The organism is Pseudomonas sp. 910_23 (assembly GCF_052850795.1).
The window spans coordinates 290,996-313,543 of the sequence record NZ_VXCZ01000004.1; the positions used below are offsets into that span (position 1 = coordinate 290,996).

Below are 22,548 nucleotides of genomic sequence, written 5' to 3' on the forward strand. Positions count from 1 at the left end.
CGCTATCGCAGGCAAGCCAGCTCCCACAGTTCGAATGCGCTCCCCTGTGGGAGCTGGCTTGCCTGCGATGAACGGTAACGCGGATTTACAGATGAAACCGCCCCCCCCCCTGCCCCAACGCCGTCGCCAGCGCATCAAACCCCTCGCGCAGTAACTGATCATCGCCAGACGTATTGCAGATACTCGCCCGAATAAACTGCGGCACCGCCGTCTGCCCCACGGCAAACGCCTCGGCGGTGGCGATCAGGTAATTGTTCTGCCTGAGCTCTGCCTCGATTTCCGACGCACGCCATGGCTCCGGCACCTCGATCCAGAAATGCGGGCTGTTGAGGTGGGTGCGATACGCCAGCCCGGTCAATAAATCCTCGACCAAGGTCTTGCGGCGGCTGATTTCGTTGATTTGTTGGCGCAACAGATATTCCGCCGTGCCGTTTTCAATCCACTGGGTGGCCAGTTCCAGGGTCACAGGCGTCGCCATCCAGCAGGTCGAGCGCAGTGCCGCCGAGATGCGGCTGACCAGTGCCGGTGGCGCGTGCACGTAGCCTACCCGCAACCCTGCCGACACCGCTTTGCTCAGACTGCTGATCAAAATCGTACGCTCAGGCGCGAAATAGCTGAGGGGCGGCGGGCGATCCTCAACCAGCACGCCGTGGGCTTCGTCCTCGAGAATCAGCAGGTTGTGCTCACGACACACCTTGGCCAAGGCTTCGCGACGCGCCACCGACAACACCGCCGTCGTAGGATTCTGAATAGTCGGCGTGCAGTACAACGCCGAAATCCGGTGATTACGACAGACCTCATCCAGCGCCGTGGGCAACACGCCTTCTTCATCCATTTCCAGGCCAATCAGGCGCACGCCCAACATGCGCGCAGCCGTAATCAGCCCAGGATAAGTCAGTTGCTCGGTGACTACCGTATCGCCAGCACGCAGCAGCGCCATCATCGCGCACAGCAAACCGTGCTGGCCGCCGTTGACGCAGATGACCTGCTCTGGAATCGGATGAAAATCGCGCTGCACCAGCCATTGCGCCCCGGCTTCACGGTAACGCGGCAAGCCGGCGTCGGGGGTATAGGCGCTGATGTCCTGCAGGAACTTGGCGTTGGTCGACAGCGTTTGGAAGCTCTGGGCAAGAAACACCGTTTCCTGCCCCGGAATGTGCATGTTGCGACTCATGTCGAAGTACTGGCGCGGCTCCTCGCTGAAATTGCGAAAGCCTTCATCACGTTGACGCTCCATCCCACGCTTGCGCACGAAGGTTCCGTCACCGACCCGCGCAACCACCAAGCCCAGGCGCTCCAACTCACCGTAGGCCCGGCTGATGGTGCCGATGGTCACCCCCAGGTTGTCGGACAGCACCCGATGGGGCGGCAGTTTTCGTCCCGGTTCAATCAAGCCTTCGAGGATGCCCCGCTCCATCACATCAGACAGGCGCTTGTACTTCACGCCCTGCCCGTTGGACAGGCCCTCACGCATAATTGACACCATGTCAATATTTGTTTTGACAGCCATCTTTCGCCCTAATAGTGTGCTTTTACGGGTTCAATCGCCGATAAACATAACTCATTACAAGTTCAATATAGAGTTCAATTCCGGCTCAGGGAAGCAATAAAAGATGCCAATGTCCGCCGTTCTCGAAAACACTGCAAAAACAAAAACTCAAAAACAGTGGCTCGCCGGGCTGGTGACCAGCTTGATGTTTCTGATCGTGTGCCTGAGTTGGGGCACTACATGGCTGGGCATCAAGATCGCCGTAGAAAGCGTGCCGCCGCTGACATCCGCCGGGCTGCGCTTTCTGATCGCGTTTCCGCTGTTCCTGTGTTTTGCCATGGTGCGTCGCGAGCCGATCCTGTTCCCACGGGAAAGCCGCTGGTTCTTTGTGTTTGTGACCCTGTCGTACTTCAGCGTTCCCTACTACCTGCTCAACTATGGCGAGATGCACGTGTCATCCGGCCTGACGGCCCTGCTGTTCAGCTGCATGCCGGTATTCATCCTGATCTTTTCGGCGCTGTTCCTGCGTGAGCGCATCTACTTCTCCCAGGTCGTTGGCATCGGTATCGGGTTTGGCAGCCTCTACATGATCATCAAGAGCCAGGGCCTGCACCTGGACCACGCCGAGTTCTTCGGGGTGTTGGCGATACTGAGCGCCGCGATCATGCACGCGTTGTGCTACGTGATTACCAAGCAGAAAGGCAGTGCCATCAGCGTGATTACCTACAACACCCTGCCCATCGGCATCGCCGGGCTGATGTTGTTCGTCGCCGGCCTGTGGTTTGAAACGCCAGCCTTCAATGACATCACCCTGCGCTCCTGGACTGCACTGTTCTACCTCGGGCTGGTGGCCTCGGTAGGCGGGTTTATTGTGTATTTCATGCTGCTCAAGCGCCTGAGCCCGATCATCCTGTCGTTCGTCTTCATCATCTTCCCGGTGTTCGCGGTGATCATCGGTGCCTGGTACGAAGGCGTGGAAATTTCCCGCGACCTTATGCTGTATTCGGCGATTCTGCTGGCCGGCTTTGCGATCACCAAGCTGCCGGTTGAAAAACTCCTGGCCAAGAAAAAATGACCCTCAACCAACGCGAGAGAAACATGGAAGTCCTCCGCCCCACCGCCCTGGAACAGATCTACGCCCACGCCAGCCGCAGCTACCCAGAAGAGTGCTGCGGCTTCGTCTTCGCCGACGGCAGTGTGTACCTGGGCAGCAATATCCAGAACGAGCTGCACCACAAGAACTCCCAGATGTACCCCCGCAGCGCGGCCAACGGCTACACCTTCTCGGTGGCCGATACCCTGCTGCTGAACAAGTCGTTTCGCAGCGACAACCCGGTGGTGGTGATCTATCACTCCCACCCGGATGTCGGCGCCTATTTCAGTGATGAAGACCAGGACAAGGCGCTGTTCATGGGGGAGCCGATCTACCCCGTCAGCTATCTGGTGGTGGATGTTCGCCAGAGCCAGGTCCTGGGCTCAAAACTGTTTGCCTGGGATGGCAAGCATTTCGCACCTCAACCCTTCAACGACCTGCACACGGAGTTGTCCATGAACGCTGTCTCTTTCCCCGACATTCTGGTTCGCGTGGCCAAGCTGCCGGAATCGACCCTTGAGGGCGCCGGATCGACATTGCGCGAAGTCATTGAAAATCTCTGCACCAATCACCCCCAATTGCGTCAGTACCTGTTCCATGAAAAGAACAACCAGCTCAAGGAACACTTCCTGTTTACCGCCGAGGAGGCGCTGATCGAAGCCGATGAAGTCCTGCCGCCAAAATCCCGGATCGAAGTGTTGCTCGCCACCTCAGGCGGCATGGACATCGACACCCTGAGCAACGAAGAAGTGCAGCGCTACGTGCGCCACATCACCCTGCCGGGCGTCGGCCGCGAAGGCCAATTGAACCTGAAGAAAGCCAAAGTTCTGGTCATCGGCACCGGGGGCCTGGGCTCGCCCATCAGCCTGTACCTGGCAGCGGCAGGCATCGGCACCCTGGGGCTGGTGGATTTTGACGTGGTGGAAAGCAGCAACCTGCAGCGCCAGATTGTCCATGGCAACAGCACCCTGGGAATGCCCAAGGTCGAGTCCGCCAAGCAACGCCTGCAGGACCTCAACCCTCATATCCGGATCAATGCGCACAACACCGCGCTTGACACCGACAACGCTCTGGAACTGGTAGGCGCCTATGACCTGGTGATCGACGGTACCGATAATTTCGATACCCGCTACCTGGTCAACGATGCTTGCGTACAGTTGGGCAAACCTTTGGTCTATGGCGCCATCTACCGTTTCGACGGGCAGATCAGCGTGCTCAACTACAAAGGCGGGCCGTGCTATCGCTGCCTGTTTCCCAAGGCCCCGCCCGCTGAACTGGCACCCAATTGCAGCGCCGGCGGCGTGATCGGCGTGCTGCCCGGTGTGGTAGGAATGATCCAGGCTACCGAGGCGATCAAATTGCTGATCGGCATTGGCGAACCGTTATCCGGCCGCTTGATGCGCTTTGACGCGCTGGCGATGAAGTTCAGCGAGATCCGCTTCAAGCGCCGCGTCGACTGCCCCTGCTGCTCGGAGCTGCGCAGCAGCGAAAGCGCCGCCCCCACAGCATGTGCCGATGCCGTACCGAGCCAACCGTCGCTGGCGGCAGAACGCTACATCAAGCCTCAGAACCTCAAGCAGGTGCTTGAGCACCCCAGCAGCGCCGATGTATTGCTGGACGTGCGCGACGCCAGCGAATTGGAAGTGTGCAAGCTGCCAGGCGTGCTGCACATTCCCCTGGCCGAACTGGATGGTCAACTCGACAACCTCAGCCGAGACAACACCCATTACCTGATCTGCTACGCGGGCACCCGCGCCGAACAGGCCGCCAGCACCCTGCTGGCAGCCGGGTTCGCGAACACCAAAGTCCTGCAGGGCGGCATGAAGCACTGGGTTCGCGACGTCGAACCCGACATGCCTCTGTACTGATCGTGGAGACTTGCTGATGCTGCATAACTCCATTCTCGACGTCATCGGCCAAACGCCTATCGTGCGCCTGGCCCAGTTTTCCGAAGACCTCGGCATCGAGGTCTACGCCAAGCTGGAATCCCTCAACCCCGGTGGCAGCCACAAGGCGCGCATCGCCCTGGGCATGATCCTCGATGCCGAGCGCCGTGGCGTACTGATCCGCGACTCCGGGCAAACCATCATCGAACCCAGCGGCGGCAACACCGGCATTGGCCTGGTGATGGCCGGCAATGTCCTGGGCTATAAAGTGGTGCTGGTGATCCCTGACAACTACAGCCCCGAAAAGCAGAAATTGCTACGCCTGTATGGTGCCAAAGTGGTGCTGTCAGACAGCCGCCTGGGCAACAACTCCCACGGCGAAAAGTGCATGGAACTGCAGTTGGAAAACCCCAACTTCGTGATGCTCAACCAGCAGCGCAACGGCGCCAACCCGCAGACCCACCGCGACACCACCGCGCCGGAGATCATCCGCGCCTTCGGTGATCAGCGCGTGGACTACTTCGTCAGCGGCATCGGCACAGGTGGCCATATCACCGGCATTGGCGAAACCCTCAAGGCCGCCTGGCCAGCGATCCGCGTGATGGGCGTGGAGCCGCAGGAATGCGACCTGCTCAAAGACCAGCACGCTGCGCACGCAATCCAGGGCCTGTCGATTGGCCTGATCCCGAGCATCCTCAACCTGGACGTGATCGACGGCATGCTCAAGGTGTCGCACTCGGCGTGCCTGGACATGATCAAACGCATCATGCGCACCGACGCCATCAGCCTGGGGCTGTCCTCCGCCGCCAACATGGTTGCCATCGCCCAACTCGCCCCCGAACTGCCGCCTGAAACGGTGGTGCTGACCATGGTCTACGACAATGCCGACAGCTACCTGCCCAGTTTCGAGTAACGGGTTTTTCAATCATCCAGAATGCGGGGGTGCCTCCATGGGGGGCTTTATCGACATGCAACTGCTGCACGATGAGTTGCTTACCCATCTCATCACGACCCTGACGCCCGGGCAGATGAAGCAGTTGGAACCACACCTGGCGCCACTGATCCAGAACGCCGCCCAAGCAGTGGCCGAGGACCTGATCGCCTACGCCTATCGAGATCCGGCATCGCGTGGGCGCGGTGAGTTGATCCTGGAATCCTATGCCTCGTTCAAGGCAGTGCTGTTCTATCGTCTTGCGCACCAGGTGTGGAATTTCCCCGACCCGGGCCATGGGATGTTTTCGCGCATGGCACTCAAGCTCAGCAACCAGGGCAAGATTCTCTCCGGTGCCGAGATTCATCCGGCGGCGTGTATCGGCCGGCGCTTTGTACTGGACCATGGCTATGGCACCGTCATCGGCGAAACCTGCGTGATCGGCAACGACTGCTACATCCTGTGCGGCGTGACCCTGGGAGCCCGCGGCATCGCCAACAATCCGGACGGCAAGCGCCACCCGCGCCTGGGCAACAACGTCGAGGTGGGCGCCGGTGCCCGGGTGCTGGGCTACGTGTCGATCGGCGACAACGTATTTATCAGCCCCTCCTGCGTGATCACCCAGGACGTACCGGCAGGCACCAAGGTCAAGGTAGTCAACCAGATCCAGTTGCAAAAAAACGACGAATCGGACCGCAGCAATTACCTAGGCGCCTTTGCCCTGGATGAGCGCTTGCACGTCGTCGGTGAGGTGAGTGCCGGTCATAAGGTCACGGTGCTGGATGCCGACTTTCATCCGCTGCAAGGGTTAATGCTCGAACCCACGGTGAAAGAGCGCCACCACCTGCAATTTCGCCTGCACCGTGTCGATACCGGCGAACAACTGCCGCGCTTGCCGCTGAACCTGAAAGTCTGCGGGCCGGAATTTGAAATCACCCTGCTCTCTCCCCCTGGCTTAAGCGCGATGGTGCGCCATCTCTTGCAAGCCAGCCCACTGATCGTTGGAGGTTGAACATGTCCGTGCATACCATGGAAACCCTGGCGCTGTTCGACAGCGCGCCCTATCAGAACGCGTTCAGCGCCCGGGTTATTGCGGTCAGTGAACACGGCATCGCCCTGGAGCACACACTGTTCTACCCCACCGGCGGCGGGCAACCGGGCGATACCGGCCATTTCACCCTGCCCGATGGCACGCGGGTCGAGGTGACAGGTACCGTGCGCGATCCCGTGTTGCGCTCGATCATCTGGCATCAGGTTGACCATTGCCCCGAGCAGTTGACGGCGGGCATCCAGGTAGACGCCGGCCTGGATTGGGAGCGGCGCTACCAGCACATGAAAATGCACACCTGCCTGCATTTGTTGTGCTCGCTCATTGACGCGCCCGTGACCGGTTGCAGCATCAGTGCGGATAAAGGCCGACTGGATTTCGACCTGCCGGAAATGACCCTGGACAAAGACGGTCTAACCCGTGACCTCAACGCCCTGATCGAGCAGGCCCACGCGGTGAAGACCCTGTCGATGCCCGCCACCGAATACGCGACCTTGCTACAGATCACCCGCACCCAGGCGGTTGCGCCACCGGTGGTGTCGGGCTCGGTACGGGTGATTGAGATCCCCGGCATCGATATCCAGCCATGCGGCGGCACCCATGTGCTCAACACCGAGGAAATCGGCCGGGTGTTCTGCGAGAAAATCGAAAAGAAGAGCAAGCACAACCGCAGGGTGATACTGCGGTTTGAACAAGCTTGCGCCTGACCCGATAGTTGCCCCAATGGAGGACAAATGTGGGAGGGGGCTTGCTCCCGATAGGGGTGGAGCAGTCAATGAATCTGTTGACTGACACCCAGCTATCGGGAGCAAACCCCCTCCCACATTGGCCGCGTTGTTTTTTAGATCACCAACAGATCCATGAAACGGTTCACAGCCGTCGCCTCAAGCCGTGCCTGATCCTTGCACAACGCAACAATCTCGGCGCTGCGCTGCGCAGTGAACCGCGTCGCCAGGTTGGCTTTGAACTTGTCTTCCAGCAATGGGATACCGTCCACCCGACGGCGGCGATGGCCAATCGGGTATTCCACCGCTACCTGCTCAGTGCAGGTGCCATCCATAAAGAACACCTGCACCGCATTGGCAATGGAACGCTTGTCCGCCTCCAGGTATTCGCGGCTATAGCGTGGGTCTTCAACGATGACCATCTTGTCGCGCAGCTCGTCGATGATCGGGTGGGCCGCGTGGAAATCATCTTCGTAGTGCTCGGCCACCAGATTGCCGAACACCAAGGGCACGGCCGTCATGTATTGCAGGCAGTGGTCGCGATCGGCAGCGTTGGCCAATTGGCCAACCTTGGAAATAATCCGAATCGCCGACTCATGGGTGGTGATCACGATACGTTCGATTTCATGCAGACGATGCTTGACCTGCGGGTGCAAGGTCACCGCCGCCTCGCAGGCGGTTTGCGCGTGGAATTCTGCCGGGAAACTGATCTTGAACAGCACGTTTTCCATCACGTAGGTGCCGTAGGCCTGAGGCAGGCTGAAGGCGCGCTTGTCTGTGGGCTTGAGCGCCAGGTCCTTGTTGGTGTGGCTGAACAACACGTCGTAAAACCCCCACTGCGGCGCACTCAACACACCGGGGATGCCCATTTCGCCACGCAGGGCGATATCCGCCAGGCGCACACCACGGCTCGATGCATCGCCTGCGGCCCAGGATTTGCGCGAGCCGGCATTCGGTGCATGGCGATAGGTGCGCAACGCCTGCCCATCAACGAAAGCGTGAGACAAGGCCGACAGCAGTTGTTCACGATTGGCGCCCATCAGCTTGGCGGTGACAGCGGTGGAGGCGACTTTGACCAGCAGCACGTGGTCAAGGCCGACGCGGTTGAAAGAGTTTTCCAGGGCGATCACTCCCTGGATTTCGTGGGCCATGATCATCGCTTCCAGCACCGCACGTACGGTGAGCGGCGCCTCGCCATTGGCCACGCGTTTTTGCGAAAGGTGATCGGCCACGGCGAGAATGCCCCCGAGGTTGTCCGAAGGGTGGCCCCATTCAGCAGCGAGCCAGGTGTCGTTGTAGTCGAGCCAGCGCACGATGCAGCCAATGTCCCAGGCGGCCTTGACCGGGTCGAGGCGAAACGAAGTACCCGGCACGCGCGCGCCGAACGGCACCACGGTGCCCTCCACCATCGGCCCCAGGTGTTTGGTGCACTCAGGGAAGCGCAGGGCCAGCAGGCCACAGCCAAGGGTGTCCATCAGGCAATTGCGGGCGGTGTCCAGTGCATCCCGGGAATCGATGCGGTAGTTGAGGACATAGTCGGCGATGTCCTGCAAAACCTGGTCGTAGTCGGGGCGGTTGTTCTGGTCGACGTTGGCGCTCATGGCAGTTCTCCTAAAAGTTGGGTTGTTCCATCCTCAGGGTCAGGGTTAATCGTTGCGCAGGTCTGATTGCCTGCTTGTATCCCTGTGGGAGGGGGCTTGCTCCCGATGACGGTGGGTCAGTTAATGAATGGGGCGACTGACACCCTGCTATCGGGCACATAAAGCTAAAAAGCGTCACCGGGGACGCGCACGAAACCTTCCATCAACACCCGCGCACTGCGGCTCATAATGGCTTTCTTCACCACCCATTCACCGTTCACTTGGCTGGCTTCGGCACCGACGCGCAAGGTGCCGGACGGATGCCCGAAGCGCACGGCATTGCGCTCCACGCCGCCCGCCGCCAGGTTGACCAGGGTGCCGGAGATCGCCGCCGCCGTGCCGATCGCTACCGCCGCCGTGCCCATCATGGCGTGGTGCAGTTTGCCCATGGACAAAGCACGCACCAACAGATCCACATCGCCAGCCTTGATTACCTTGCCGCTTGAGGCCACGTAGTCCGCAGGCCTGGCCACGAAGGCGACCTTGGGCGTGTGCTGGCGCTGAGCGGCCTCGTCCAGGTGCTTGATCAGGCCCATGCGCAACGCGCCATAAGCCCGTACCGTCTCGAACATGGCCAGGGCCTTGGGGTCGCTGTTGATCGCGCCCTGCAGCTCGGTGCCGGTGTAGCCGAGGTCTTGAGCGTCGATGAAAATGGTCGGAATACCGGCGTTGATCAACGTGGCCTTGAAGGTGCCGACGCCCGGTACTTCCAGGTCGTCGATGAGGTTGCCGGTGGGGAACATCGAACCACCGCCGCCCTCTTCTTCCGCCGCCGGGTCGATGAATTCCAGCTGGACTTCGGCGGCCGGGAAGGTCACACCGTCCAGTTCGAAGTCGCCGGTTTCCTGCACCGCGCCGTTGGTGATCGGCACATGGGCGATGATGCTCTTGCCAATATTGGCCTGCCATATCCGCACCACCGCCACCCCGTTCTCGGGCACGCGGGCCGGATCAACCAGGCCAGCGCTGATGGCGAACGAGCCCACTGCTGCCGACAGGTTGCCGCAGTTGCCACTCCAATCGACAAACGGCTTGTCGATGGAGACCTGGCCGAACAGATAGTCCACGTCGTGATCGGCGCGGCTGCTTTTGGCCAGGATCACGGTTTTGCTGGTACTTGAAGTGGCACCGCCCATGCCGTCGATCTGCTTGTCGTAAGGGTCGGGGCTGCCGATGACCCGCAGCAACAAGGCATCGCGGGCCGCCCCCGGCACCTGCGCGACTTCGGGCAGGTCCTTGAGGCTGAAGAACACGCCCTTGCTGGTGCCGCCACGCATGTAGGTGGCGGGGATCTTGATTTGCGCTACGTGTGCCATGGTAGTCCTCTTCAGGCGGTGGCCGCCGATTCCAGGAAATCCTGGGCAAAACGTTGCAACACGCCGCCCGCCTCGTAGATCGACACTTCTTCGGCGGTATCCAGGCGGCACGTCACCGGCACCTCGACACGTTCACCATTCCTGCGGTTGATCACCAGGGTCAGTTGCGCGCGCGGGGTGCGCTCGCCGATCACGTCATAGGTTTCACTGCCGTCGATCTTGAGGGTGTGGCGGTCGGTGCCCGGCAGGAATTCCAGCGGCAACACGCCCATGCCCACCAGGTTGGTGCGGTGAATGCGCTCGAAGCCTTCGGCGGCAATCGCTTCCACACCGGCCAGGCGCACGCCCTTGGCGGCCCAGTCGCGGGACGAGCCCTGGCCGTAGTCGGCACCGGCGATGATGATCAGCGGTTGCTTGCGCTCCATGTAGGTTTCAATCGCTTCCCACATCCGCGTGACCTTGCCTTCCGGCTCGATTCGCGCCAGCGAGCCCTGCTTGACCTTGCCGTTTTCCTGCACCATTTCGTTGAACAGTTTCGGGTTGGCGAAGGTGGCGCGCTGCGCCGTCAGATGGTCACCGCGATGGGTCGCGTAGGAATTGAAGTCGACTTCCGGCAAGCCCATCTTCGCCAGGTATTCCCCGGCAGCACTGCCCGGCATGATCGCGTTGGACGGCGACAGGTGGTCGGTGGTGATGTTGTCCGGCAGCACCGCCAGCGGGCGCATACCCTTGAGCGGCCGCGCGCCGGCCAGCGCGCCTTCCCAGTACGGCGGGCGACGGATGTAGGTGCTCTGCGGGCGCCAGTCATACAGCGGGGTGACTTTGGGGCCGGTGTCTTCGTGAATCGCGAACATGGGGATGTACACCGCACGGAACTGCTCGGGCTTGACCGATGCCTTGACCACCGCGTCGATCTCTTCGTCGCTCGGCCAGATATCCTGCAGGCGAATTTCCTTGCCGTCGGCATCCAGGCCGAGCACGTCCTTCTCGATATCGAAACGGATGGTGCCGGCAATCGCATAGGCCACCACCAGCGGCGGCGAAGCCAGGAAGGCTTGCTTGGCGTAAGGGTGAATGCGCCCGTCGAAGTTGCGGTTGCCCGACAACACGGCGGTGGCGTACAGGTCGCGGTCGATGATTTCCTGCTGGATCACCGGGTCGAGCGCGCCGGACATGCCGTTGCAGGTGGTGCAGGCAAAGGCCACTACGCCGAAACCGAGTTTTTCCAGCTCATGGCCCAGACCGGCCTCTTCCAGGTACATGGCCACGGTTTTCGAGCCCGGCGCCAGCGACGACTTGACCCAAGGCTTGCGGGCCAAGCCGAGCTTGTTGGCGTTACGTGCCAGAAGCCCCGCCGCGATGACATTGCGCGGGTTACTGGTGTTGGTGCAACTGGTGATGGCCGCAATGATCACCGCCCCGTCGGGCATTTGCCCTGGCACTTCGTCCCATTGGCCGCTGATGCCTTTGGACGCCAGGTCGCGGGTGGCAACACGGGCGTGGGGGTTGCTGGGGCCGGCCATGTTGCGCACGACGCTGGACAGGTCGAAGGTCAGGCCACGCTCGTACTGAGCCCCCTGGAGGTCATCGGCCCACAGGCCGGTGTGGCGTGCGTACTGTTCGACCAGGGCAACTTGTTCGTCTTCTCGGCCAGTGAGTTTGAGGTAGGCGATGGTCTGCTGATCGATATAGAACATCGCTGCGGTGGCGCCGTATTCAGGAGCCATGTTGGAGATGGTCGCACGGTCGCCCAGGGTCAGTGCACTAGCCCCTTCGCCGAAGAACTCCAGCCAGGCGCCGACCACTTTCTGCTGGCGCAGGAACTCGGTGAGTGCCAGCACCATATCGGTGGCGGTGATGCCCGGTTGCAGCTTGCCGGTCAATTCCACGCCGACGCTTTCCGGCAGGCGCATCCACGACGCACGGCCGAGCATCACGCTCTCGGCCTCCAGGCCGCCGACGCCAATGGCGATCACGCCCAGGGCATCGACGTGGGGAGTGTGACTGTCAGTACCGACGCAGGTATCCGGGAAGGCTACGCCGTCACGGACCTGAATCACCGGCGACATTTTCTCCAGGTTGATCTGGTGCATGATGCCGTTGCCCGGCGGGATGACATCGACGTTCTTGAAGGCTTTTTTGGTCCACTCGATAAAGTGGAAGCGGTCTTCATTGCGACGGTCTTCAATGGCGCGGTTTTTCTCGAACGCCTGTGGGTCAAAGCCGCCAGCCTCGACAGCCAGGGAGTGGTCGACGATCAGTTGGGTCGGCACCACCGGGTTGACCTGCGCCGGATCGCCGCCTTGCAGGGCGATGGCATCGCGCAGACCGGCAAGGTCCACCAGAGCGGTCTGGCCGAGGATGTCATGGCACACCACGCGCGCCGGGAACCAGGGGAAATCGAGATCACGTTTGCGCTCGATCAACTGGCTCAGGGATGCGTTGAGGGTGGCCGGGTCGCAACGGCGTACCAGGTTTTCGGCAAGCACGCGCGAGGTGTAAGGCAAGGTGGCGTAGGCGCCGGGGGTGATTGCTTCGACAGCCGCACGGGCGTCGAAGAAATCCAGGCGGCTGCCGGGGAGCGGTTTGCGAAATTCAGTGTTCATCGTCAGGACTCGGTCACGGTGATTACAAAAGGGACCTACTGATCCAGATTTGAAATGCAGTCCAAATGTGGGAGGGGGCTTGCCCCCGATGGCGGTGGTTCAGTGCCAGTTGTATCAGCTGACAGAATGCTATCGGGGGCAAGCCCCCTCCCACATTTTTGGCCTCATTCCAATTCTGGAAGCGTTGGTTTTCAGCGACGTTCGATTGGCACGAACTTGCGCTGCTCAACGCCGATGTACTCGGCGCTTGGACGAATGATGCGGTTGTTGGCGCGCTGTTCGAACACGTGCGCGGCCCAGCCAGTCAGGCGCGAGCACACGAAGATTGGCGTAAACAATTTGGTCGGGATGCCCATGAAGTGGTACGCCGAGGCATGGTAGAAGTCGGCGTTGGGGAACAGCTTTTTCTGCTCCCACATGGTCTTGTCGATAGCCTCGGAGACCGGGAACAACACGGTGTCGCCCACTTCATCAGCGAGTTTTTTCGACCAGCCCTTGATCACCTCATTACGCGGGTCGCTGTCTTTATAGATCGCGTGGCCGAAGCCCATGATCTTGTCCTTGCGCGCCAACATGCCAAGGGTGCCTTCGACCGCTTCTTCGGCCGAGGAAAAGCGCTCGATCATTTCCATCGCCGCTTCGTTGGCCCCGCCGTGTAGCGGGCCGCGCAGGGAACCGATGGCGGCGGTGACGCAGGAATACAGGTCGGACAGGGTCGAGGCGCACACCCGGGCAGTGAAGGTCGAGGCGTTGAATTCGTGCTCGGCGTAGAGAATCAGCGACACATTCATGACTTTGACGTGCAGCTCGCTGGGTTTCTTGCCGTGCAGCAGGTGCAGGAAGTGGCCGCCGATGCTCGGCTCGTCGGTCACGCAGTCGATGCGCTTGCCGTCGTGGCTGAAGCGGTACCAGTAGCACATGATCGCCGGGAATGCGGCAAGCAGGCGGTCGGTGACATCGCGCTGTACGCTGAAATCTTTTTCCGGCTCGATATTGCCCAAAAACGAGCAACCGGTGCGCATCACGTCCATCGGGTGGGCGTCGGCGGGGATGCGTTCGAGCACTTCTTTCAATGCCTGGGGCAAGTCACGCAGTTTGCTCAGCTTGGCGCTGTAGGCGGCCAGTTCGGTCTTGGTCGGCAACTCGCCGTACAGCAACAGGTAGGCGACTTCTTCAAACTGCGCATCGGCGGCCAGTTCACGCACATCGTAGCCACGATAGGTCAAGCCTGCACCAGCCTGGCCCACGGTCGACAGTGCGGTCTGCCCGGCAACCTGGCCACGCAGGCCGGCGCCACTCAATACTTTTGCTTCAGCCATGTTCGTTCTCCAATCTTGAATTTATTAGGGAGGCGCACCGCATTATTTTTTCGCGGCAAACAGCGCGTCGAGCTTCTGCTCGAAGGTGTGGTAGTCGATGCGATCGTAGAGCTCCATGCGCGTTTGCATGGTGTCGATCACGTTCTGTTGGGTGCCGTCGCGACGGATCGCGGTGTAGACGTTCTCGGCGGCCTTGTTCATGGCACGGAAGGCCGAGAGCGGGTACAGCACAATGGAAACATCCGCAGATTTCAACTGTTCGGTGGTGTACAGCGGCGTCGCACCGAACTCGGTAATGTTAGCCAGGATCGGCGCCTTTACGCGGGAAGCGAACAGCTTGTACATCTCGAGCTCGGTGATGGCTTCCGGGAAGACCATGTCGGCACCGGCTTCGATACACGCGGCGGCACGTTCAAGGGCAGACTCCAGGCCCTCGACCGCCAGGGCGTCGGTGCGCGCCATGATCACGAAGCTGTCATCGGTACGCGCATCCACGGCAGCCTTGATGCGGTCGACCATTTCCTGCTGCGACACGATCTCTTTATTGGGGCGATGCCCGCAGCGCTTGGCGCCGACCTGGTCTTCGATATGGATGGCGGCGGCGCCGAACTTGATCATCGACTTGACGGTGCGCGCCACATTGAACGCCGAGGAGCCGAAACCGGTGTCCACGTCCACCAGCAGCGGCAGGTCGCAGACGTCGGTAATGCGGCGCACGTCGGTGAGTACGTCATCCAACCCGGTAATACCCAGGTCCGGCACGCCGAGCGAGCCGGCGGCGACACCGCCACCCGACAGGTAAATAGCCTTGAAGCCGGCGCGCTTGGCCAGCAACGCGTGGTTGGCATTGATTGCACCAACAACTTGCAAAGGCTGTTCGCTGGCGACTGCGTCACGGAAACGCTGGCCGGGAGTGCTGTTGTTATGGGAACTCATGACTCACCTCGTGATGAAGGAGCACCGTCCGGGAAGTGACGGGCGATGTTGCGTTTGGAGGCGCCGATATGCCGGCGCATCAACAGTTCGGCCAATTCACCATCGCGATCGGCAATCGCGTCGAGAATGCGGTGGTGTTCGGCAAAGGCCTGGCGTGGACGATTGGGGGTGGCGGAAAACTGGATGCGGTACATGCGCACCAGTTGGTACAGCTCGCCGCAGAGCATTTGGGTCAGGGTGCGGTTACCGGCGCCCTGGATGATCCGGTAATGAAAGTCGAAGTCGCCTTCCTGCTGGTAGTAGCCAACACCGGCCTGGAACGCGGCATCGCGCTCATGGGTGTGCAATACCTGGCGCAGCTCTTCGATTTCCGCGTCGGTCATGCGCTCGGCAGCGAGACGGCAGGCCATTCCTTCCAGGGACTCGCGGATCTCATAGAGTTCGATCAGCTCGGCGTGGCTCAAGGACACGACCCGTGCGCCGACGTGGGGCACGCGCACCAGCAGGCGCTGGCCTTCCAGGCGGTGGATCGCCTCGCGCAGCGGGCCGCGGCTGATGCCGTAGGTACGCGCCAGTTCCGGCTCGGAAATCTTGCTGCCGGGGGCGATTTCACCTTTGACGATGGCGGCCTGGATACGCCGAAAAACGTTCTCGGACATGGTTTGGGAATCGTCTGACGCCGCTATCGGAATTTCCGCCTGACCCAGCATATTGTCGACACCTTTAAAATCAATGCCGCAAAAACTAGCTAATTACCCCTTAACAGTCAAAGAATAAATACACATTGTCGACAATCGTCTAATACGTCTGAATAACCCATCCAAGGCATGGCCGCCTGCCAGCGCTGGCGCCAAAAAAGCATCATGTTAGAATGCCCGGCGTATTTGCCTGACATCCCTGGATGAAACGGCGCACGAGGGAGTTTGCGCAGCAATGCCAGTCGCCTTGAATTGAACATCGCACGGCACCGCCTCAGGATTTATGAGACTCAAGCCCTTCACCCTGTTTGTTTGCCTACTGTTGCTGCCCAGCCTTGGCTTCACCGCCGAGAAAACGGTGTATGGCCTCAATGAATACGCCAAGCTGGACGGTATCGACCTGGAAGTCGCGGCCAAGCTCGACACCGGCGCCAAGACCGCCTCGTTGAGCGCCCGCGATATCAAGCGCTTCAAGCGCAACGGCGAAACCTGGGTACGCTTCTACCTGGCCATCGACACCGCCCACTCCCACCCCATCGAACTGCCCCTGGCCCGCGTCAGCAAGATCAAGCGCCGCGCCGGCGACTACGACCCCGATGAGGACAAGAACTACACCGCCCGTCCGGTGGTTGCCCTGGATATCTGCATGGGCACTGCTTTACGCAGCATCGAAGTGAACTTGACTGACCGCAGCAGCTTCCAATACCCGCTGCTGATCGGCTCCGAAGCGCTGAAACGCTTTGATGCGCTGGTCGACCCCAGTCTTAAATATGCAGCAGGCAAACCCGCCTGCGTCGCCGACGCTCATACCGCCGAGTAAACCGAATGCGCTCTCTGACCCTGCACCTGAAAATCCTGATCACCTTCCTGGTGGTGCTCGGCATTTCGGTCACCGCCTATCAGATTTTCGTGCTGGGGATCCCCGTGACCGAGGATGCCACCGACGACTTGTGGAACATCGACGCCAAGGTCGAGTTCGTCGCCAACCCCAAGGACCCAGTCAAGATCCAGATGTTCGTGCCGCCACTGAGCCGCGACTTCGTCAGCCTTAATGAAAGCTTTATCTCCAACAACTACGGAGTCAGCGTCAACCGCATCGACGGCAACCGCAAGGTCACCTGGTCAGCGCGCCGGGCCAAGGGCAACCAGACCCTGTATTACCGCCTGGTGCTGACCAAGCGTTACAGCGGCGAAAAGGTCAAGATCAAAGGCCCGACCTTCCGCGACAGCATCGCCGTGGAAGGCCCGGAAAAAATCGCCGCCGAAGCCTTGCTGGCGCCGATCCGCCAGCACTCGGCCGACGTCGAGACCTTTATCAGCGAAGCCATCAAGCGCACCAACAACCTCAACGACGACAATGTGAAGCTGCTGCTGGCCGGCGACCCGTCGACGCCGCACAAGGCCAGGATCGTCGAGCTGCTGCTGTCCATCGCCCATGTGCCGGTGGAGAAAGTCCACACCATCCGCCTGGTGGCCGACCAGCCGCAAACCCCGGAACTGTGGCTGCGCAGCTTCAACGGCAACGACTGGCTGTACTTCAACCCGGAGACCGGTGAACAGGGCCTGCCCGCCGACCGCCTGCTGTGGTGGACCGGCGATGAAAACCTGATCACGGTCGATGGCGGCAAGAAGGCCATGGTGACCTTCAGCCTCAACAACAGCGAAATGAACGCGATTCGCCTGGCCAAGCTGACCGACGAAAACACCGACGCCAACTTCCTCGAATACTCGCTGTACGGCCTGCCGCTGCAAACCCAGCAGACCTTCATGATCATGGTGATGATCCCGATTGGCGTGCTGGTGATTCTGATCCTGCGCAACCTGATCGGCCTGCAGACCCTGGGCACCTTCACGCCGGTGCTGATCGCCCTGGCGTTCCGCGAGACGCAACTGGGCTTCGGCATTGTGCTGTTCACGATTATCACGGCACTGGGGCTGTCACTCAGGTCGTATCTGGAACATTTGAAACTGCAGATGCTGCCGAGGCTGTCGGTGGTGCTGACCTTCGTGGTGGTACTGATCGCCGCTATCAGCCTGTTCAGCCATAAGCTGGGGCTGGAGCGTGGCTTGTCGGTGGCGCTGTTCCCGATGGTGATCCTGACGATGACCATCGAGCGACTGTCGATTACCTGGGAAGAACGCGGCGCCAACCATGCACTGAAAGTGGCGATTGGCACCCTGTTCGCCGCCTCGTTGGCCCACCTCATCATGAGCGTGCCGGAGCTGGTTTACTTCGTGTTTACCTTCCCGGCGATCCTGCTGATTCTGGTGGGCTTCATGCTGGCCATGGGTCGTTATCGCGGCTATCGCCTCACCGAGCTGGTGCGTTTCAAGGCATTCCTGAAGGCTGACTCCTGATGTTTGGCTTCTGGAAAACCTGGAAGGCCCTGGAAGCGCGCGGGATCATGGGCATCAATCGGCGTAACGCCGACTACGTGCTCAAGTACAACAAACGCAGCCTGTACCCGATTGTGGATGACAAGATCATCACCAAGGAGCGGGCGCTGGCGGCCGGCATTCATGTGCCGGAAATGTACGGGGTGATCTCCACCGAGAAGGAAATCGACAAGCTCGACGAGATCATCGGTGGGCGCAGCGACTTCGTGATCAAGCCCGCCCAGGGTGCGGGCGGTGATGGCATCCTGGTAGTGGCCGACCGTTTTGAAGGGCGCTATCGCACGGTGTCCGGCAAGATCATCAGCCATGAAGAGATCGAGCACCAGACTTCCAGCATCCTCACTGGCCTGTATTCACTGGGTGGCCACCGCGACCGGGCGCTGATCGAGTACCGCGTGGTGCCCGATCAGATCTTCAAGAGCATCAGCTACGAAGGCGTGCCGGATATTCGCATCATCGTGCTGATGGGCTACCCGGTGATGGCCATGCTGCGCCTGCCGACCCGCCAATCCGGCGGCAAGGCCAACCTGCACCAGGGCGCGATCGGCGTAGGCGTCGACCTTGCCACCGGCCTGACCCTACGCGGTACCTGGCTGAACAACATCATCACCAAGCACCCTGACACCACCAATGCGGTCGATGGTGTGCAACTGCCCAACTGGGACGGTTTCATGCAGCTTGCGGCTGGCTGCTATGAGCTGTGCGGACTGGGCTATATCGGCGTGGACATGGTACTGGACCAGGAAAAAGGCCCGCTGATCCTTGAATTGAATGCACGGCCGGGGCTGAATATCCAGATCGCCAATGACTGCGGGCTGACCTTGCGCACCCATGCGGTGGAGGCGCGACTGGAGGAACTCAAAGCTGCCGGCGTGACGGAAACCCCGCAAGAGCGGGTGAAGTTCGTGCAGGAGATGTTTGGGCATATACCGCCCGTGGAAGGCTGATCCGGTCTTCAAACTGTCTATCCCCGACATCCCCTCTAGGAGCAAATCCTACAGGGGACTACAATCCCCCTCCCCCGCGCCATTGGCTGATCCAACCCCGCATGTTGACCTGCTCCGTACACCCATTGCCCTACCGGGCCAACCCCGCCGAGTATTTTGCGGCGATTCGCCATGCTCCAGGCGCGGTACTGCTCGACAGCGGCCGGCCGACGGCTGAGCGCGGCCGGTATGACCTGCTCAGTGCCTGGCCGGAAGCGACATTGACGGTAGGGCCGGACGAAAGCGGCAGTGATTTCCTGCAACGCTTACGGGAAAACCTCACGCGATTGGGTGAAGCCGCAATCCCCGCCGATTTACCGTTGCCGTTCGCCGGAGGCTTGATCGGCTACCTGAGCTACGACTTCGGCCGGCACCTTGAGGCCATGCCGCACCTGGCGGTGGATGACCTGCACCTGCCGGACGCGCGCTTCGGGCTGTACGCCTGGGCGCTGATCAGCGACCACCAGGCCCGGAGCAGCCAACTGGTGTTTCACCCCACGCTGGCCGATAGCGAACGACAACGGTTGATCGCGCTGTTCAGCCACGGGACTGTCGACACCTCTGCGACGTTCAAACTCCAGGGCCCGATGGCACCAGACCTCACCGCAGAGGCCTACCGCCAAGCCATCGCGCGTATCCAGGATTACATCCAGGCCGGCGACTGCTATCAGGTCAACTTTGCCCAGCGCTTTCGCGCACCCTGCATGGGGGATCCCTGGGCAGCCTATTGCGCCCTGCGCGAAGCCTGCCCCACGCCGTTTTCCGGGTTCCAGAGCTTGCCCGATGACGGTGCGGTACTGAGCCTGTCACCGGAACGCTTTGTGCGCATCAGCGAACGCCAGGTCGAGACCCGCCCGATCAAGGGCACCCGCCCTCGCGGCGTAACACCTGCAGAAGATGCCGCCAACGCCGCCGAGTTGCTCGCCAGCCCCAAGGACCGCGCAGAAAACCTGATGATCGTCGACCTGCTGCGCAACGATCTCGGTCGCAATTGCCGCATCGGCTCAGTGAAAGTGCCAGAGCTGTTCAGCCTGGAAAGCTACCCCAACGTGCACCACCTGGTGAGCAGTGTCACCGGTGTACTGGCCGACGACAAAGACGCCCTCGACCTGATCGCCGGCAGCTTCCCCGGCGGCTCCATCACCGGCGCGCCGAAGATACGCGCGATGCAGATCATCGACGAACTTGAGCCAACCCGCCGCGGGCTTTACTGCGGCTCGCTGGTCTACCTGGACGTGCGCGGCGAGATGGACAGCTCCATTGCCATCCGCAGTTTGCTGGTCAAGGACGGGCAGGTGTGTTGCTGGGGTGGCGGTGGGATTGTGGCGGATTCGCAGTGGCAGGCTGAGTATCAGGAGTCGCTGACGAAGGTGCGGGTGTTGTTACAGACTTTGGAAAGTTTGTAGGGCCTGTACCGGCCCTATCGGGGGCAAGCCCCCTCCCACCTTCGACCGCGCCGCGATCAAAGGTGAGAGCTGGCTTGCCTGCGATGGGGTAATCAGTCGCGTCGCATAACTTACAGGCTCAACTGCCGATTCGACGCCTTGATAAACTCTTTCTTCAAGTCTTCAAACGTATGCACCGCCGGGAACTGCGGGAATTCGCGAATCACATTCTCCGGCGCATGGAACAGAATCCCACGGTCCGCTTCCCCCAGCATGGTGGTGTCGTTGTACGAATCACCGGCAGCGATCACGCGGTAGTAGAGGCTTTTGAACGCCAATACCGACTGGCGCTTGGGGTCTTTCTGGCGCAACTGGTAGCTTACCACCCGATCATTTTCATCAGTGATCAAGCGGTGGCACAGCAAGGTCGGGAAACCCAGCTGGCGCATCAGCGGTTGGGAGAATTCGTAGAAGGTGTCGGACAGGATCACCACCTGGAAGCGTTCGCGCAGCCAGTTGACGAACTCGACGGCCCCGTCCAACGGTTTGAGCGTAGCAATCACCGCCTGGATATCGGCCAGTTTGAGCCCGTGCTCGTCGAGGATGCGCAGGCGCTGCTGCATCAGCACGTCATAGTCGGGAATGTCGCGTGTGGTGGCGCGCAGGGATTCAATACCGGTTTTTTCGGCGAAGGCGATCCAGATTTCCGGAACCAGCACCCCTTCCAGGTCAAGACAGGCAATTTCCACAAGACACTCCATTGGATTTATTAGTTGAGCGGGCAAAAGGACTGCCGAACTCTAGCGACTCAAGCACGCCGCCGCAACGCACGGCAGATTTTGATACCATCGCCGCCTATAGAGCGCTCAGCGCCACTGACCTGTAGGAACCGTCCTGATGAACCAAGCCTTCGACGTCGCTGAACTCGCCGCGACTTATGCCAACAAGTCTGCACAGGATATTCTCAAGCTGGCGTTCAGCCAGTTCGGCGATGACCTGTGGATTTCCTTCAGCGGTGCCGAGGATGTGGTGCTGGTGGACATGGCCTGGAAGCTGAACAAGAACGTCAAGGTATTCAGCCTCGACACTGGCCGTCTGCACCCGGAAACCTACCGGTTTATCGAGCAGGTGCGCGAGTTCTACAAGATCGACATCGAACTGATCTCGCCGGACCAGAGCAAGCTGGAACCCTTCGTCAAGGAAAAGGGCCTGTTCAGCTTCTATAAGGACGGCCATGGCGAATGCTGCGGCATCCGCAAGATCGAACCGCTGCGCCGCAAGCTCGCCGGTGTGAGTGCCTGGGCCACCGGCCAGCGCCGCGATCAGAGCCCCGGCACCCGCAGCCAGGTGGCCGCGCTGGAAATCGACACGGCGTTCTCCACCCCGGAACGTACCCTGTACAAGTTCAACCCGCTGGCGCAGATGACCAGCGAAGAGGTGTGGGGTTACATCCGCATGTTGGAGTTGCCTTACAACAGCCTGCATGAGCGCGGCTTTATCAGCATCGGCTGCGAGCCCTGCACCCGCCCGGTATTGCCGAACCAGCATGAGCGCGAAGGTCGCTGGTGGTGGGAAGAAGCCACGCAGAAGGAATGCGGGCTGCATGCGGGGAATATCATCAGCAAGGCCTGAGGCCTGGCAAACTGGTGAGGTAAAAATGTGGGAGGGGGCTTGCTCCCGATAGCGGTGGGTCAGTTGCAGATTTTCTGACTGATATACCGCTATCGGGAGCAAGCCCCCTCCCACATTTTGTTTTGTGCGCAGCATAAAATGTACACAACCTTGTAACCATAGGTGCCATTTTTGTGTGCAACTCATATTCGAGCGCACCAAAACGTAACATTCATCTCTGCTAGTCCCCACACCCCCGAATCACGCTACTCCCAATCAAAAATAAATACCTGTTCAAACGGTCAATTTATATTGCTTTCAATTCAGTAGTTTATTTAAAAATACTATAAAAAAGAAATTATCCCCGTTTTTCATATAACGAAAACTGGCACGCATGTGGCTTAGTGAAAAGTACGCTTTGTATACAATCAATACAAAACCTACATACACTTTGCCATCCGCCGCTTTGCTGCCGATGCGCT

At 60.3% G+C, this 22,548-nt stretch carries 18 protein-coding genes; 10 read left to right on the forward strand and 8 right to left on the reverse strand.

Going from position 1 to position 22,548, the window contains the following annotated elements; translation table 11 throughout:
- Positions 1 to 85 precede the first annotated feature (85 nt).
- Positions 86 to 1,510, reverse strand: a complete 1,425-nt coding sequence (locus tag FW800_RS07010) for an aminotransferase-like domain-containing protein (protein WP_005790387.1) — start codon at positions 1,508 to 1,510, stop codon at positions 86 to 88.
- A gap of 109 nt (positions 1,511 to 1,619) precedes the next feature.
- Here FW800_RS07010 and FW800_RS07015 point away from each other — a divergent pair, with 109 nt between their 5' ends.
- Genes FW800_RS07015 through FW800_RS07035 form a run of 5 tightly spaced genes read left to right on the forward strand, consistent with a single transcriptional unit; the run spans position 1,620 to position 7,154 of the window.
- On the forward strand, positions 1,620 to 2,564 hold the full coding sequence (locus tag FW800_RS07015) for a DMT family transporter (RefSeq protein ID WP_032879916.1): 945 nt from the start codon (positions 1,620 to 1,622) through the stop codon (positions 2,562 to 2,564).
- Between the two features lie 23 nt (positions 2,565 to 2,587).
- Complete coding sequence (gene moeB, locus FW800_RS07020; RefSeq protein ID WP_446437277.1) at positions 2,588 to 4,450, forward strand: molybdopterin-synthase adenylyltransferase MoeB; 1,863 nt, start codon at positions 2,588 to 2,590, stop codon at positions 4,448 to 4,450.
- Between the two features lie 16 nt (positions 4,451 to 4,466).
- Positions 4,467 to 5,381, forward strand: coding sequence for a PLP-dependent cysteine synthase family protein (locus FW800_RS07025; RefSeq protein WP_057701141.1), 915 nt, complete (start codon positions 4,467 to 4,469; stop codon positions 5,379 to 5,381).
- Positions 5,382 to 5,418: 37 nt separating this feature from the next.
- On the forward strand, positions 5,419 to 6,411 hold the full coding sequence (locus tag FW800_RS07030) for a serine O-acetyltransferase (RefSeq protein ID WP_228308841.1): 993 nt from the start codon (positions 5,419 to 5,421) through the stop codon (positions 6,409 to 6,411).
- A 2-nt stretch (positions 6,412 to 6,413) separates the two neighbouring features.
- Positions 6,414 to 7,154: an alanyl-tRNA editing protein gene (locus tag FW800_RS07035; RefSeq protein ID WP_032879914.1), complete on the forward strand. Its 741-nt coding sequence runs from the start codon at positions 6,414 to 6,416 to the stop codon at positions 7,152 to 7,154.
- A gap of 134 nt (positions 7,155 to 7,288) precedes the next feature.
- Here the strand turns inward: FW800_RS07035 and prpD are convergent, their stop codons facing one another.
- The 6 genes from prpD to FW800_RS07065 all read right to left on the reverse strand — a co-directional run bounded on the left by prpD (position 7,289) and on the right by FW800_RS07065 (position 15,699).
- Entirely contained in the window at positions 7,289 to 8,773 is a 1,485-nt protein-coding gene (gene prpD, locus FW800_RS07040; RefSeq protein WP_446437278.1) for a 2-methylcitrate dehydratase, read from the reverse strand.
- Positions 8,774 to 8,937: 164 nt separating this feature from the next.
- Positions 8,938 to 10,128 carry a 2-methylaconitate cis-trans isomerase PrpF gene (gene prpF, locus FW800_RS07045; protein ID WP_446437279.1) on the reverse strand — a complete coding sequence of 397 codons (1,191 nt, stop codon included), beginning with the start codon at positions 10,126 to 10,128 and terminating at the stop codon, positions 8,938 to 8,940.
- Between the two features lie 11 nt (positions 10,129 to 10,139).
- Positions 10,140 to 12,734 carry a Fe/S-dependent 2-methylisocitrate dehydratase AcnD gene (acnD, locus tag FW800_RS07050; protein WP_446437280.1) on the reverse strand — a complete coding sequence of 865 codons (2,595 nt, stop codon included), beginning with the start codon at positions 12,732 to 12,734 and terminating at the stop codon, positions 10,140 to 10,142.
- Between the two features lie 191 nt (positions 12,735 to 12,925).
- Positions 12,926 to 14,053 carry a bifunctional 2-methylcitrate synthase/citrate synthase gene (gene prpC / locus FW800_RS07055; RefSeq protein ID WP_005790404.1) on the reverse strand — a complete coding sequence of 376 codons (1,128 nt, stop codon included), beginning with the start codon at positions 14,051 to 14,053 and terminating at the stop codon, positions 12,926 to 12,928.
- A 42-nt stretch (positions 14,054 to 14,095) separates the two neighbouring features.
- Positions 14,096 to 14,989, reverse strand: coding sequence for a methylisocitrate lyase (prpB, locus tag FW800_RS07060; RefSeq protein WP_032879910.1), 894 nt, complete (start codon positions 14,987 to 14,989; stop codon positions 14,096 to 14,098).
- Complete coding sequence (locus FW800_RS07065) at positions 14,986 to 15,699, reverse strand: GntR family transcriptional regulator (protein WP_032879909.1); 714 nt, start codon at positions 15,697 to 15,699, stop codon at positions 14,986 to 14,988. Before FW800_RS07065 ends, prpB begins: the two co-directional genes overlap by 4 nt.
- 271 nt (positions 15,700 to 15,970) lie before the next feature.
- Between FW800_RS07065 and rloA the strand changes: the two genes are divergently transcribed.
- From rloA to pabB, 4 genes are all read left to right on the forward strand, one after another.
- A complete protein-coding gene (rloA, locus tag FW800_RS07070; protein WP_446437281.1) occupies positions 15,971 to 16,507 on the forward strand; it encodes a retropepsin-like aspartic peptidase RloA in 537 nt (178 codons plus the stop codon).
- Positions 16,508 to 16,512: 5 nt separating this feature from the next.
- Complete coding sequence (gene rloB / locus FW800_RS07075; RefSeq protein WP_032879907.1) at positions 16,513 to 18,045, forward strand: osmotic stress tolerance membrane protein RloB; 1,533 nt, start codon at positions 16,513 to 16,515, stop codon at positions 18,043 to 18,045.
- Positions 18,045 to 19,031, forward strand: coding sequence for an alpha-L-glutamate ligase-like protein (locus FW800_RS07080; RefSeq protein WP_446437282.1), 987 nt, complete (start codon positions 18,045 to 18,047; stop codon positions 19,029 to 19,031). Before rloB ends, FW800_RS07080 begins: the two co-directional genes overlap by 1 nt.
- Positions 19,032 to 19,132: 101 nt before the next feature.
- Positions 19,133 to 20,476, forward strand: a complete 1,344-nt coding sequence (pabB, locus tag FW800_RS07085; RefSeq protein WP_446437283.1) for an aminodeoxychorismate synthase component I — start codon at positions 19,133 to 19,135, stop codon at positions 20,474 to 20,476.
- Between the two features lie 110 nt (positions 20,477 to 20,586).
- On the opposite strand, the gene thrH is transcribed toward pabB, so the two are convergent.
- Positions 20,587 to 21,204 carry a bifunctional phosphoserine phosphatase/homoserine phosphotransferase ThrH gene (gene thrH, locus FW800_RS07090; protein ID WP_005790415.1) on the reverse strand — a complete coding sequence of 206 codons (618 nt, stop codon included), beginning with the start codon at positions 21,202 to 21,204 and terminating at the stop codon, positions 20,587 to 20,589.
- A 148-nt stretch (positions 21,205 to 21,352) separates the two neighbouring features.
- Here thrH and FW800_RS07095 point away from each other — a divergent pair, with 148 nt between their 5' ends.
- On the forward strand, positions 21,353 to 22,087 hold the full coding sequence (locus FW800_RS07095) for a phosphoadenylyl-sulfate reductase (RefSeq protein WP_005790417.1): 735 nt from the start codon (positions 21,353 to 21,355) through the stop codon (positions 22,085 to 22,087).
- Positions 22,088 to 22,548 lie beyond the last annotated feature (461 nt).